Source organism: Streptomyces tubercidicus (assembly GCF_027497495.1).
Taxonomy (GTDB): Bacteria; Actinomycetota; Actinomycetes; order Streptomycetales; family Streptomycetaceae; genus Streptomyces; species Streptomyces tubercidicus.
Window position 1 is genome coordinate 5,997,318 of the sequence record NZ_CP114205.1, and the last position, 13,001, is coordinate 6,010,318.

A 13,001-nucleotide genomic window follows, 5' to 3' on the forward strand; every position below is an offset into this window, starting at 1 on the left:
TTACAAGTGTGGTGCGGATGTGGTCGCGCCCGGGACTGGGGTCAGTCGTGGGAGTGGAGAGGCTTGCCGGCCAGGGCCAGGTGGGCCTCGCCGAGCGCCTCGTTCTGGGTCGGGTGCGCGTGCACGAGCTGCGCAACCTCGGCCGGCAGGGCCTCCCAGTTGTAGACGAGCTGGGCCTCACCGACCTGCTCGCCCATACGGTCACCGACCATGTGGACGCCGACCACGGCACCGTCCTTGACCTGGACGAGCTTGATCTCGCCCGTGGTCTTCAGGATCTTGCTCTTGCCGTTGCCCGCGAGGTTGTACTTGAGAGCGACGACCTTGTCGGCGCCGTACAGCTCCTTGGCCTTGGCCTCGGTGATACCCACCGAAGCGACCTCGGGGTGGCAGTACGTGACGCGCGGCACGCCGTCGTAGTCGATCGGCACGGTCTTCTGACCGGCCAGCCGCTCCGCCACCAGCATGCCCTCGGCGAAGCCGACGTGGGCGAGCTGGAGGGTGGGAACGAGGTCACCGACGGCCGAGATGGTCGGCACGTTGGTCTGCATGTACTCGTCGACCAGGACATAGCCGCGGTCCATCGCGACGCCCTGCTCCTCGTAGCCCAGGCCCGACGAGACCGGCCCGCGGCCGATCGCGACCAGCAGCACCTCGGCCTCGAAGGTCTTGCCGTCGGCCAGGGTGACCTTGACGCCGTCGGCGGTGTACTCGGCCTTGTCGAAGAAGGTGCCGAGGTTGAACTTGATACCGCGCTTGCGGAAGGCCCGCTCCAGCAGCTTGGAGCTGTTCTCGTCCTCGACCGGGACGAGGTGCTTGAGGCCCTCGATGATGGTCACGTCGGTGCCGAAGGACTTCCACGCGGAGGCGAACTCGACGCCGATGACGCCGCCGCCCAGCACGATCGCGGACTTCGGCACGCGGTCCAGCGTGAGCGCGTGGTCCGAGGAGATGATGCGGTTGCCGTCGATGTCCAGGCCCGGCAGCGACTTCGGCACGGAGCCGGTCGCCAGCAGGACGTGGCGGCCCTGGACACGCTGGCCGTTCACATCGACGGAGGTCGGGGAGGACAGCCGGCCCTCGCCCTCGATGTAGGTCACCTTGCGGGAGGCGACCAGCCCCTGGAGGCCCTTGTACAGGCCCGAGATGACCTCGTCCTTGTACTTGTGGACGCCCGCGATGTCGATGCCCTCGTACGAGGTCTTGACACCGAACTGGGCGGCCTCACGAGCCTGATCCGCGATCTCACCGGCGTGCAGCAGCGCCTTGGTGGGGATGCAGCCGTTGTGCAGGCAGGTGCCGCCGAGCTTGTTCTTCTCGATCAGGGCGACGTCCAGGCCCAGCTGCGCCCCGCGCAGGGCAGCGGCGTAACCACCGCTACCGCCTCCGAGGATCACTAGGTCGAAAACGGTGCTGGCGTCGTTCGCCACGTCACGTCCTCCATGCATGGGTACGCCGGAGCCGGTCTCCGATGACCGGGCGGCGGCTGTGGTTCGGCCGCTTTTACTTCGGCCCTGGGTAAGGGGGGCCCTGTCCTGCCGAGAACCCATCTTCGCACTTGTTCCACGAAGCCGGGACGGCGGGAGGGGCACTGAGGCGGTGATCAGCCGCCCCGTAAGGGTTACTGAAGCGTATGTGTGTACGGATTTCGTTGAGGGCGAACGCGCGCCAACGGCCCCGGGCGAGCTGCCCGGGGCCGTGGCGGATATCACGGGCCGGGGCGAGCGGCCCCGGCCCGGCCGTCAGCCCAGGTCGCCCGCGGCGGTGCGCTCCGCGAGCCGGACCAGGGTGCGCACCGCGGATCCCGTACCGCCCTTGGGGGTGTAGCCCCAGGGTGCGCCCTCGTGGAAGGCCGGTCCTGCGATGTCCAGGTGGGCCCAGGGGATGTCCTCGCCGACGAACTCCTTCAGGAACAGACCGGCGACCAGGCCGCCGCCCATCCGCTCACCCATGTTGGCGAGGTCCGCGACCGGGGAGTCCATGCCCTTGCGCAGCTCGGACGGCATCGGCATCGGCCAGGACTGCTCGCCGACCTCCTCGGCGATCTCGTGGACCGAGGTACGGAAAGCGTCGTCGTTGGCCATGATCCCGAAGGTGCGGTGGCCCAGCGCCAGCACCATCGCGCCGGTCAGGGTGGCCACGTCCACGATCGCGTCCGGCGACTCCTCCGAGGCGCGGGTCAGCGCGTCGGCCAGCACCAGACGGCCCTCGGCGTCGGTGTTGAGCACCTCGACCGTCTTGCCGCTGTACATGGTCAGCACATCACCGGGACGGGTGGCGGAGCCGGACGGCATGTTCTCGGCGAGCGCCAGCCAGCCGGTGACGTTCACCGCCAGGCCCAGCCGGGCGGCGGCCACGACCGCGGCGAACACCGCGGCGGCACCGCTCATGTCGCACTTCATGGTCTCGTTGTGGCCGGCCGGCTTGAGCGAGATGCCGCCCGAGTCGTAGGTGATGCCCTTGCCGACCAGCGCCAGGGTCTTGTCGGCCTTGGGGTGGGTGTAGGCGATCCGCACCAGCCGCGGCGGGCTCTGCGAGCCCTGGCCGACGCCCATCAGGCCGCCGTAGCCGCCCTTCTTGAGCGCCTTCTCGTCGAGCACCTCGACCTTGAGGCCGAACTCCTTGGCCGCGGTCTGCGCCTCGGCCGCGAAGGTCTTCGGGTCCAGGTCGTTGGGGGGCAGGTTGATCAGGTCGCGGGCGCGGTTGATCTCGGCGGCCAGCGACTCGGAGCGCGCGGCGGCGGCCTTGAACTCCTTGTCGCGCGGCTTGCCGCCGAGGAGCGCGACCTCACCGAGCGGCGCCGACTTGGCGTCGTCCTTCTTGCCCTTGCCGTTCGAGGCTCCGTTGCCGCGGTTCGGGGTGTAGGTGTACGCGCCGAGCAGCGCGCCCTCGCCCACCGCGGCGGCCGCCTCGGGGTCCTCGACGGGCAGCGCGAAACCGGCCTTCTTGCTGCCGGTCAGCGCGCGGGCGGCGCTGCCAGCGGCGCGCCGCAGCGCCTCGTGGCCGAAGCCGTCGCCCTTGGCCGGCGTCTCACCGAGGCCGACCGCCAGTACGACCGGTGCCTTGAGGCCGTCCGCGGCGGGCAGCTTGGTCACCTCGCCCTCGGCACCACTCGCGCCGAGGGTCTCCAGCACGGCGGCGAGCTTGCCGCCGAAGGCCTTGTCCACGGCCTCCGCGCCGGGGGCGACAACGACGCCCTTGGCGCCCTTGGCCACGCCGACGACGACGGCATCCGCGCGCAGCGTCGCGGCGGAAGAAGTACTGAGGGTCAGTGCAGTCACGGTGATGAGGGTCCTGTTCCGTCCGGGGAATCCGTCTGCGCGCAGCGCGCTGCTCCGGCTGAGCCTACGCTCGGCGGCGCCACAAGGCCCGCCCGATATCACACCTGCCCATGACGGCGCCCCGGCAGTTGTCGGCGTTCCGGCTGAACTGGCTTGCCGCGTATGCCAGTTGGGGGTGCCGAAAAGCGGCGCCGGGGCGCGTTAACCGAGCGTCAGCGCGACCAGTGCCGCGAGCCCCGCGCTCTCCGCGAGTGCCCCGAACACATCGCCGGTCACCCCGCCGAACCGCCGTCGGCAGTGCCGGAGCAGCAACTCGCCCAGCCCCAGACCGCACAGCGCCGCGAGCCCGGTGTGCAGCGCGCCGTACGGGCCGTAGCCGGCCCCGGCGGCCGCGCATCCGGCGGCCACCAGCACCGCGCACAGCAGCGCCGCTCGCGCCGGAACCGTGCCCGCGACCACCGCGCCGAGCCCCTCCGGACGGGCGGCCGGCACCCCCGCGCGGGAGGCGAGGGTCAGCGCACCGCGGGCGGTGACCGCCGCGACGGCCGCCGCGACCGCGCCCCGCGCCCAGCCGTCCGCGTACAGCTCTGCCAGCGCGGCCACCTGGGCGAGCAGGGTGAACAGCAGCGTGATCACGCCGAACGGGCCGATGTCGGACTGCTTCATGATGCGCAGCGCGTCCTCGGCGGGCTTGGCGCTGCCCAGGCCGTCGGCGGTGTCGGCGAGCCCGTCCAGATGCAGTCCGCGGGTCAGTACGGCGGGCACCGCGGCGGTGCCGACCGCGGCGAGCAGCGGTCCGGCGCCGAGCACCAGCAGCCCCGCGCCGACCGCGGCCGCGCACAGCCCGACGACCAGCCCGGCCAGCGGTGCGCAGAGCATCCCGCCGCGCGCCGCCGCCCGGTCCCAGCGGGTGACGCGGACCGGCAGCACGGTCAGCGTGCCGAACGCGAAGCGCAGGGCGTCGGACGGGGCCGGGGGAGCGGGGGTGTCGGTCATCGCGGCAGGCTATCCGGGCGTCCGTCGCGTTTGACTGCCGGTTCCGGCCGCCCGGACAGGGCCTAATGGTGGCTATGTGTCCTTACGCGACAAAGGGGAGCGTGTGGGATGGGCCACTGGTGGTACCGCAATATCGTCGAGCCCGGGAAGCTGCCGCTGCTGCTCGCGCTCGCCTCGTTCGTGCTGACCTTCCTCGTGACCCGGACCGTCACCCGCCTCATCCGCGCCGGCCGGGGCCCGTTCCGCAACATCACCCCGGGCGGGGTCCATATCCACCATGTCGTCCCCGGTGTGGTGCTGATGGTGATCGGCGGCTTCATCGGACTGGCCGGTGCCCGGCGCGGTTTCGGCACCGGGGTGGCGGCGGTGCTCTTCGGGATGGGAGTGGGCCTCGTCCTGGACGAGTTCGCGCTCATCCTCCACCTGGACGACGTGTACTGGACCGAGGAGGGGACCAAGAGCGTCGAGATCGTCATCCTCACCGTCGCCCTGGTCGCCCTGATCCTCGGCGGCTTCCTGCCGTTCGGCGTCAATGAGCTCAGCCCGGACGAGGAGACCGACCGCTTCACGGTGGTGCGGACGGTGGCCGTCAACTTCCTCTTCGCGGTCATCGCCCTCATCAAGGGCAAGGGCCGGATCGCGGTCATCGGGGTGTTCGTGCCGTTCGTCGCGCTCTTCGGCGCGGTCCGGCTGGCCCGGCCGCACTCGCTCTGGGCCCGGCGCTTCTACCGCACCCGCCCGAAGGCGCGGGCCCGCGCCCGGGTCCGCGCCTACCGTCACGACCGCCGCTGGTCGGCGCTGCGCCGCAGGGTCGGGGACTTCATCGGGGGTGCGCCGAGCCGCTGACCCGCCGCGTGCCGCGCCCGGTGCGCGACCGCCACAGCTCCTGCACTCCGCACAGCACCAGCACCGCCAGCACCGCCGCGACATGCTCCTTGCCCGCGAGGTTGTTCTTGATGGACACCACCTCGACGACCATCGCCACCACCACCGCGGCACAGGTGAACCACGCGCGATAGCGCCAGCACACGAACACCGCCAGCCCCACCACGGCCGCCGACGGCCCGGTGTCGGTGACGTACTTGTCCGAGTCCGGCAGCCCGACCGGGCTCACCGGGCCGATCCAGATGCCGATCCGGGCGTACATCGTCCCGGCGAGCGTGGCGAGGTACGCGACGGCCAGCAGCAGCCGCCGGCCCACACAGATCTCGGCGATCCCGAAGACCACCAGGATCTGCGCCAGGGCACCCCACACCGGCAGGTCCAGCGCGGGCACGAACAGCGACAGCGGGGTGCGCAGCAGGGCCAGCCACAGATGCTCATCGGCCTGTACGGAGCCGATGTTCTGGACGGCCTGGTAGCCCCAGTCCTGGTTCTGCACGAACTGGAAGACCAGGGTCAGCGCCACCGCGGTGAGCGTCATCGGGATCGCCCGCAGCCGCGAGGCGGCCAGCGCGGACCGTACCGTCCGCAGCAGCGCGCCCCATTCGGCGCGCGCGGCACGACGCAGCACGGGCACCGCTTCCCGGCCCGGCACGGGCACCGCGTCCCGGCCCGGAAGGGGTTCTTCCCGTGGCCCCGCCCCAGCCGACGTCATCGCACATTCTCCAAGTGCTTGCGGTTCAGCCATTTGGGCAGACCGGGTGCTTCCAGAAAACCTTCCGCGCGGCCGGCGGCGATTCCGATCCGCAGCAAATCGGTGCTCTTTTCGAAGAGCATGTAGCGCGGCTCCCAGATCGGCCGGTATTTCGCATTGGCGCGATAGAGCGATTCGATCTGCCACCACCGGGAGAAGAAGCTGAGCAGCGAACGCCACAGGCGCAGTACCGGGCCCGCGCCGAGCCGCGATCCACGTTCGAAGACGGAACGGAACATCGCGAAGTTGAGCGAGAGTTGGGTGACCTCCACCTCTTTCGCCCGCTGGATCAGCTCCAGCACCATGAACTCCATCAGCCCGTTCTCGGAGTTCCGGTCCCGCCGCATCAGATCCAGCGAAAGGCCCTTGTCGCCCCACGGCACAAAGCTGAGCAGGGCCCGCAGCTCGCCTTCCGCACCGGTACATTCGAGCATCACGCAGCGCCCGTCCCCCGGGTCACCGAGCCGCCCCAGCGCCATCGAGAATCCGCGCTCCGTCTCCCCGTCGCGCCAGTCGTCGGCCAGCCGCAGCAGCCGCTCCATCTCCGGCGCCGGGATGTCCTCGTGGCGCCGGATACGGACGGTGTAGCCGGCCCGCTCGATGCGGTGGTAAGCCTGCCGTACGGTGCGCATCGCCCGGCCGCCGAGGGTGAACTCCGCGGTGTCCACGATCGCTTCGTCGCCCAGCTCCAGGGCGTCCAGACCGTGCCGGGCGTAGATCGTGCCGCCCTCCTCGCTCGCCCCCATCACCGCGGGCGCCCAGCCGTGCTCCCGCGCCTCGGCCAGCCACACCTCGATCGCCCCCGGCCAGGCCTCGGGGTCGCCCAGCGGATCGCCGGAGGCCAGCGACACCCCGCCCACCACGCGGTAGGTGACCGCGGCCTTGCCGCTGGGGGAGAACAGCACGCTCTTGTCCCGGCGCAGCGCGAAGTAGCCCAGCGAATCGCGGTCGCCGTGCCGCGCAAGGAGGGCCCGCAGCCGTTCCTCGCCGTCCGCGGTGAGCGCCTCGGTGCTCCGTACGGACCGGAACGCCGCCCACAGGACCGCGATCAGCAGCAGCGTGCTCAGCACATTGATCACGACATTGACCCAGTTCGGGGTGGCGATCTCCGGGAACGCACGGTCGTCGGCGGCCAGCGACACCAGCCGCATCAGGCCGTAGCGCCAGCGCTGCCCAAAGGTCGAGGAGCCCGCCGCGGTGTTGGTGACGGTCACCAGCAGCGCCGCGAGCAGCGAGGCGGCCAGCAAACCGCCGGCCGCGACCGCCGCCGCCAGTTTCGGGTTCGACCGGTCGCCCTTCGCGGAGAACTCCCGGCGCCCGGCCACCAATGCGGCGGCGAACAGCGCGGTCAATCCCAGCGACACCCAGTTCTGCACATGTCCGCGGAACTCCGGGGCCACCGCCATCCCGAAGGCGAACAGCAGCGTCAGCAGCCCGGAGAGCACCAGATTCAAAATCCACGCCGCCCGCTTGCCCCGCCGCAGGGTGACCGAAAGGAACAGCGAGAAGGCGGCGGACGCGAAGCCCGCCGTCAGCAGATACGGCGTGAAGAATTCCGCGATGTTGTGCCGGCGGATGCCATTACCGAGCGACACCCACACCGCACTCAGGAAATTGAGGAAGGTGACCGTGCGCAGATACCAGATGCCGAACGCGGCACCACGCTGTGACCATGAGCCGCGCGGGCGGCCTTCGTCCGGACTCAAGCGACGTCTCCCCGTAAATCGTGTAAAGCGCGATCTTATGGGGCGCTCGCCGGTAGTCCGGCCCGGGTCAGTCGCGTACGGGCAGTTCTGCCGCCAGGGCCGCGGCCGCCTGCACCAGTGGCAGAGCGAGCAGCGCCCCCGTCCCCTCACCCGCAGTGACGCCGTGGTCGAGCAGAGGGTTGAGCGCGATCCGGTCCAGGGCCTTCGCCTGCGCCGGCTCCCCGCTCGCCTGCCCGGCCAGCCACCAGTCCGGCGACCGGAACGCCACCCGCTGCGCCACCAGCGCACAGGCCGCCGAGACCACCCCGTCGAGGATCACCGGCGTACGGCGCACCGCGCTCTGCAGCAGGAAACCGGTGATCGCGGTCAGATCCGCGCCGCCGACCGTGGCCAGCAGCTCCAGCTGGTCACCGAGCACCGGACGGGCCCGCCGCAGGGCGTCGCGGATCGCCGCGCACTTGCGCATCCACGCCAGATCGTCGATCCCGGCGCCGCCCCGCCCGGTGACCACCGAGGCGTCCGTCCCGCACAGCGCGGCGATCAGCGTGCTCGCCACCGTCGTCCCGCCGACGCTCAGATCTCCCAGCACCACCAGGTCGGTACCGGCGTCCGCCTCCTCGTCCGCGACGGCCATCCCGGCCCGGAACGCCGCCTCGGCCTCCTCGGCCGTCAGCGCGTCCTCGATGTCGATCCGGCCCGAACTCCGGCGCACCCGGTGCCGGGTGACCTCCTCGGGCAGCTCCTCCGGATCGCAGTCCACCGCCAGATCCACCACGCGCAGCGGCGTCCCGGTGTTCCGGGCCAGCACCGCGGCCGGGCTCGCCCCGTCCAGCACGGCCCGTACGAGATCCTTGGTGCCGCCGGCCGGCCGGGCCGACACCCCCAGCTCCGCCACCCCGTGATCGCCCGCGAACAGCAGCACCCGCGGCCGCTCCACCGGCCGCACCGGCACCTGCTGCTGTGCGGCGGCCAGCCATTCGCCCAGCTCGTCGAGGCGGCCGAGGGCGCCCGGCGGGACGGCCAGCCGCGCCCGCCGCTCCTCGGCGTCACGGCGCACACCCCCGTCGGGGCGCTCGATCAGATGGGCGAAGTCATCGAGGTTCAGGGCGCTCATTGGGCGCAGATTACCGTCAACGCACCGCTGACGAGGCCCGCCGGGGGGATCCGGCCGCCGCGAACCGCACCTCGCACACCAGCGGCGTCAGCGCACCCAGCACCGGCATCCGGCGCCGCAGCCACCCCGCCGGGCCGACCTCGCGCACCACGGCGATGCCCGGGTGCGCACCGGCCACCCGCGGCAGCTCCGCACGGTTGAGCCCCCAGCGCACCGGACCGGGCCACCGCCCGCCGCCCGGCCCGGCGGCCCGCCGCGCCAGCGCCATCGCCGGCCGTGGCAGTACGTCAAAGACCAGCGCACCACCGGGAAACCGTTCCGCACACACCGCCAGCAGCGCGCGCACGGAGGGCGGCGACAGCCGCATCAGCACCCCCGGCGCGGTGACCACGACCCCGCGCTCCGGCTCCCGCACCGCGTCCAGCCAGCGGTGATCGGTCACCGCGCGGGCGACCGTACGGCGCCGGGGCCCGTCCGGCAGCAGCATCCGGCGCACCGCGGCGGTCTCCGGCGCCACCACCGTCAGCCAGTTCAGCCGCCCGTTGTCCAGCCGCCAGAACCCCATACCGAGCCCCTCCCCGAGCGCGACCACGGTCGCCTCCGGGTACCGCGCCAGGTAGCCGCGTACGGCCGTGTCGAAACGCCGTCCGCGGGCCCCCGGCTCCCGGCGGGCACCCGCTGCCCACCCGTCCGGCGCTGCGGTCCGGTTCCGCTCGGATTCGGTCACGGGTCAAGAGCACCCGGCGCCGCGCCCCCGGGCAAGCGGACACGGTGCCCGCCGGGCCTCCGTCATCCACGCAGCGCAAGCGCCTGGCCCGCGACGACCAGCAGCACCTGCTCGCACTCCGCGCCGAACGCCGCGTTCAGCCGCCCCAGTTCGTCCCGGAACCGCCGGCCCGCCGGGGTCGCGGGCACGACACCGGAGCCGACCTCGTTGCTGACCGCCACCACCCGTCGGCGCGTCGCGCGCACCGCCGCCACCAGCGCGTCGGTCCGCTCCCGCAGCGCCCCCCGCCCGCCGGCCTCCCAGGTCCCGTCGTCCCAGGCCCCGACCTCGTCCATGACATGCGTCAGCCACAGCGCCAGACAGTCGATGAGCAGCGGTGCCGCCTCGGCCGGGCGCCCGCCGCCGGAGTCCGCGCCGGGCCCGGCCGCCGCCAGCAGCGGCACCAGATCGCAGGTTTCGACGGTGCGCCAGCTGCTGGGCCGCCGCTCGCGGTGCAGCGAGACCCGCTGCGCCCAGTCCTCGTCGCCGTCCCGGGTGCCCCCGGTGGCCACGTACACCACGTCCGGGAAGGCCGCCAGCCGCCGCTCCGCCTCCACCGACTTCCCGCTGCGCGCCCCGCCCAGCACCAGCGTGCGCCTCGGCAGATCCGGCACCGCGTGGAACTCGCCGACCAGCAGCGTGCTGCCGTCCGGCACCGCGCGGGCACCCACCGCCGCCAGCCGCCGGTGCAGTTCGGGCCCCGGCGGCACCTCGTGGTCCAGATGCACCGCGAGCACATCCGTCGCCGCGTCGACCGCCCCGCTCGCCCGCAGCCGGGCCAGCGCGTCGGGCCGCCCCAGCACATCGAGCAGCACCAGGTCGTACGGGCCGCCCGCGCCCTCGTCATCGCCCGCCCGGCCGTTCCCGTCGCCCAGTCCGGACGGCGCCGCGCCCGGCGGAAGATACAGCAGCCGCTCGCCGTCGACGCCGGAGATCTCGTAGCCGGTCCCCGGGATGTCCACCGCGACGGCCCGCACCCGGTGCCCGTCGAGCAGCGCCAGCTCCCGCCCGTCCGCGACCCGGCCCGGCTGCGGCAGCCCGGCCGGCACCTCCAGCGCCGGACCGTCGTGCGGATGCGAGAGCAGCACCTGCCGCACGCCCGCCAGCGACTGCCCGGCGCGGGCGGCCGCGAAGGCCGGTCCCGGGGTCAGATCGATCAGCAGGGCGCCGTCGACGAGCAGCGCGGTGGCCGCCCGCGCCTCGTCGCCGACGGCGGTCGCACAGGCGGCACAGGGGCAGCCGGGCCGCGGCAGCCCCTGCGGGGCCCCGGTGCCGAGGAGAGTCACATCCACACCGCCGAGTTTCTCGCGTCCCCGCCCGGCAGGCGCGGCGGGGGCGGACTCGACACGGCCGTTAGGCTGCCGGTCAGCACGCAAGCACGGCCCCGTGGAGGGCGTTCCGACGCGCTCCACGGGGGCACAAACCCGTACCCGGTGGGATCCAGGAGGCGCAGATGGCGTGGACGTGGCGGTTCGAGAAGGCCGACGGTGCGGAGACCGCGCCGGCCGTGCAGCCGGAGGAGTTCACCACGCAGGGCGACGCGGAGTCCTGGATCGGCGAGGAGTGGAAGGCCCTCCTGGAAGGCGGCGTCGACCAGGTCAGGCTCTTCGAGGACGGCACCGAGATCTACGCGGGGCCGATGAGCCTGCACGCGGACGCGGAGGGCTGAGAACGCGGAGGGCGGAGAACGAAGACGCCGGGCCGGATCCCCGAGGGGTCCGGCCCGGCGTCATGTCATACGGCTCGCCTTACGGCTTCTCGCCCCGCTTGACCTGCGGCTTCGGCAGTCGCAGCCGCCGCATCTGCAGCGTCCGCATCACCGCGTACGCCTTCACACCCTTGAGGTTCTCGTTCGGGAAACGCTCCTGGAGCAGCTTGCCGAGCCGGAACCAGATCAGCACCGAGTCCAGCACGATCAGCACGATGATCACGAGCCAGAGCAGCAGCGCGATGCTCTGGATCGACGGCACCCGGATCATGGTGAGCACCAGGATCAGCACGGCCATCGGCAGGAAGAACTCCGCGACGGCCCAGCGGGAGTCGACATAGTCCCGCGCGAACCGGCGCACCGGACCCTTGTCGCGCACCGGCAGATACCGCTCGTCGCCACTGGCCATCGCCTCCCGCTGGCGGGCCATGTCGGCGCGGCGCGCTTCACGCTGGGCCTTGGCCGCGTCCTTGCGGTTGGCCGGCGTATGCGCACGCGAGCGGCGCTGCGACTGGGCATCGCTGCGCTTCGGCGTCGGGCGGCCCTTGGGGGCCTGCGGGTCGCGGGGCTGCTGGGGCTGGTCCGCGGTCACCTTGGCGGTCGCGGCCTGCTCATCCTTCGAACGGCTTCGGAACACAACACCCAAGGGTACGTGCTCGCCGCGGGTGAACCATGGTCCGACGGGCACGATCCGGCAACGGCGCGCCGCGCAATCGGGGCCCTACCAGGACAGAAGCCGTTTCCTATCAGGACAGAGCGGACATCGCGCGGCTTGTCCGGACTCTCCCTACTCCTTGCGCGGGAGGAACCACGGCCCGCGATCGTCCTGGAGGAGGAGCGCATCCGGGCCCGAACAGTGCGGTAATGGAACCAGGGCCCGTACTGTGGGGTCTGTAGATGTGCTGGAGCCTAAGCCCGAAGTGATTCGGTCAGAAGGGGGCGCGCGAGGCCCATGAGCGATGGTGTCATGAAGCGGATGGGGATGATCTTCCGCGCGAAGGCCAACAAGGCCCTGGACCGGGCCGAAGACCCGCGCGAAACCCTCGACTACTCGTACCAGAAGCAGCTGGAGCTGCTGCAGAAGGTACGCCGCGGTGTCGCCGACGTGGCGACCTCCCGCAAGCGCCTGGAGCTGCAGCTCAACCAGCTCCAGGGCCAGTCCGCCAAGCTGGAGGACCAGGGCCGCAAGGCGCTGGCGCTCGGCCGCGAGGACCTGGCCCGCGAGGCGCTGACCCGGCGCAGCGCGCTGCAGCAGCAGGTCACGGACCTGGAGGCGCAGCACCAGACGCTGCAGGGTGAGGAGGAGAAGCTCACGCTCGCGTCACAGCGGCTGCAGGCCAAGGTCGACGCCTTCCGTACGAAGAAGGAGACGATCAAGGCCACGTACACGGCCGCCCAGGCGCAGACCCGGATCGGCGAGGCGTTCTCCGGCATCTCCGAGGAGATGGGCGACGTCGGCATGGCCATCCAGCGCGCGGAGGACAAGACCGCGCAGCTGCAGGCCCGCGCCGGTGCCATCGACGAGCTGATGGCCTCCGGTGCGCTGGACGACCCGTCCGGTATGGCCAAGGACGACATCACCGCCGAGCTGGACCGGCTCTCCGGCGGCAGCGACGTCGAGCTGGAGCTGCAGCGGATGAAGGCCGAGCTGTCGGGCGGTTCGTCGGACGGCCAGCAGGCCATCGAGAGCGGTCAGAACGGTGCGGCGCAGTCCTCGCCGCAGCAGGACCGGCCGCGTTTCGACAAGCAGTGAGGCACGGCGGCGGTTAGCCTCGCAGAGATCGTCGGACCGGA

Annotated in this window: 12 protein-coding genes; 3 read left to right on the top strand and 9 right to left on the bottom strand. The window is 72.2% G+C overall.

What is annotated here, in order from left to right:
• Positions 1–41: 41 nt before the first annotated feature.
• From lpdA to STRTU_RS26130, 3 genes are all read right to left on the bottom strand, one after another.
• Positions 42–1,430, bottom strand: coding sequence for a dihydrolipoyl dehydrogenase (lpdA, locus tag STRTU_RS26120; protein ID WP_159746470.1), 1,389 nt, complete (start codon positions 1,428–1,430; stop codon positions 42–44).
• A gap of 312 nt (positions 1,431–1,742) precedes the next feature.
• Positions 1,743–3,281, bottom strand: a complete 1,539-nt coding sequence (locus STRTU_RS26125) for a leucyl aminopeptidase (protein WP_159746471.1) — start codon at positions 3,279–3,281, stop codon at positions 1,743–1,745.
• Positions 3,282–3,482: 201 nt separating this feature from the next.
• Positions 3,483–4,277, bottom strand: coding sequence for an adenosylcobinamide-GDP ribazoletransferase (locus tag STRTU_RS26130; protein ID WP_159746472.1), 795 nt, complete (start codon positions 4,275–4,277; stop codon positions 3,483–3,485).
• A gap of 108 nt (positions 4,278–4,385) precedes the next feature.
• On the opposite strand from STRTU_RS26130, the gene STRTU_RS26135 reads away from it, so the two are divergent.
• Positions 4,386–5,123, top strand: a complete 738-nt coding sequence (locus STRTU_RS26135) for a hypothetical protein (protein ID WP_159746473.1) — start codon at positions 4,386–4,388, stop codon at positions 5,121–5,123.
• On the opposite strand, the gene STRTU_RS26140 is transcribed toward STRTU_RS26135, so the two are convergent.
• The 5 genes from STRTU_RS26140 to STRTU_RS26160 form a co-directional block, all read right to left on the bottom strand.
• Entirely contained in the window at positions 5,098–5,874 is a 777-nt protein-coding gene (locus STRTU_RS26140; protein WP_159746474.1) for a hypothetical protein, read from the bottom strand. The genes STRTU_RS26135 and STRTU_RS26140 overlap by 26 nt on opposite strands.
• Positions 5,871–7,619 (bottom strand): phosphatidylglycerol lysyltransferase domain-containing protein, encoded by a 1,749-nt coding sequence (locus tag STRTU_RS26145; protein ID WP_159746475.1) that lies wholly within the window; start codon positions 7,617–7,619, stop codon positions 5,871–5,873. The genes STRTU_RS26140 and STRTU_RS26145 overlap by 4 nt, the downstream gene beginning before the upstream one ends.
• Before the next feature lie 67 nt (positions 7,620–7,686).
• Entirely contained in the window at positions 7,687–8,733 is a 1,047-nt protein-coding gene (cobT, locus tag STRTU_RS26150) for a nicotinate-nucleotide--dimethylbenzimidazole phosphoribosyltransferase (protein WP_159746476.1), read from the bottom strand.
• Positions 8,734–8,749: 16 nt separating this feature from the next.
• Entirely contained in the window at positions 8,750–9,460 is a 711-nt protein-coding gene (locus STRTU_RS26155) for a class I SAM-dependent methyltransferase (RefSeq protein WP_159746477.1), read from the bottom strand.
• A 62-nt stretch (positions 9,461–9,522) separates the two neighbouring features.
• Complete coding sequence (locus tag STRTU_RS26160) at positions 9,523–10,791, bottom strand: bifunctional adenosylcobinamide kinase/adenosylcobinamide-phosphate guanylyltransferase (protein ID WP_159746478.1); 1,269 nt, start codon at positions 10,789–10,791, stop codon at positions 9,523–9,525.
• Positions 10,792–10,952: 161 nt separating this feature from the next.
• On the opposite strand from STRTU_RS26160, the gene STRTU_RS26165 reads away from it, so the two are divergent.
• Positions 10,953–11,168, top strand: coding sequence for a hypothetical protein (locus STRTU_RS26165; RefSeq protein WP_159746479.1), 216 nt, complete (start codon positions 10,953–10,955; stop codon positions 11,166–11,168).
• Between the two features lie 79 nt (positions 11,169–11,247).
• On the opposite strand, the gene STRTU_RS26170 is transcribed toward STRTU_RS26165, so the two are convergent.
• Entirely contained in the window at positions 11,248–11,844 is a 597-nt protein-coding gene (locus STRTU_RS26170) for a DUF3043 domain-containing protein (protein ID WP_159746480.1), read from the bottom strand.
• A gap of 315 nt (positions 11,845–12,159) precedes the next feature.
• Here STRTU_RS26170 and STRTU_RS26175 point away from each other — a divergent pair, with 315 nt between their 5' ends.
• A complete protein-coding gene (locus STRTU_RS26175) occupies positions 12,160–12,960 on the top strand; it encodes a PspA/IM30 family protein (protein ID WP_159746481.1) in 801 nt (266 codons plus the stop codon).
• Positions 12,961–13,001: the final 41 nt, after the last annotated feature.

Excerpts from the sequence above, each read along its gene's own strand:
- STRTU_RS26135 (WP_159746473.1), top strand. The coding sequence starts at position 4,386 with ATGGGCCACTGGTGGTACCGCAATATCGTCGAGCCCGGGAAGCTGCCG.
- STRTU_RS26140 (WP_159746474.1), bottom strand. The coding sequence starts at position 5,874 with ATGACGTCGGCTGGGGCGGGGCCACGGGAAGAACCCCTTCCGGGCCGG.
- cobT (WP_159746476.1), bottom strand. The coding sequence starts at position 8,733 with ATGAGCGCCCTGAACCTCGATGACTTCGCCCATCTGATCGAGCGCCCC.
- STRTU_RS26130 (WP_159746472.1), bottom strand. The coding sequence starts at position 4,277 with ATGACCGACACCCCCGCTCCCCCGGCCCCGTCCGACGCCCTGCGCTTC.
- STRTU_RS26165 (WP_159746479.1), top strand. The coding sequence starts at position 10,953 with ATGGCGTGGACGTGGCGGTTCGAGAAGGCCGACGGTGCGGAGACCGCG.
- STRTU_RS26175 (WP_159746481.1), top strand. The coding sequence starts at position 12,160 with ATGAGCGATGGTGTCATGAAGCGGATGGGGATGATCTTCCGCGCGAAG.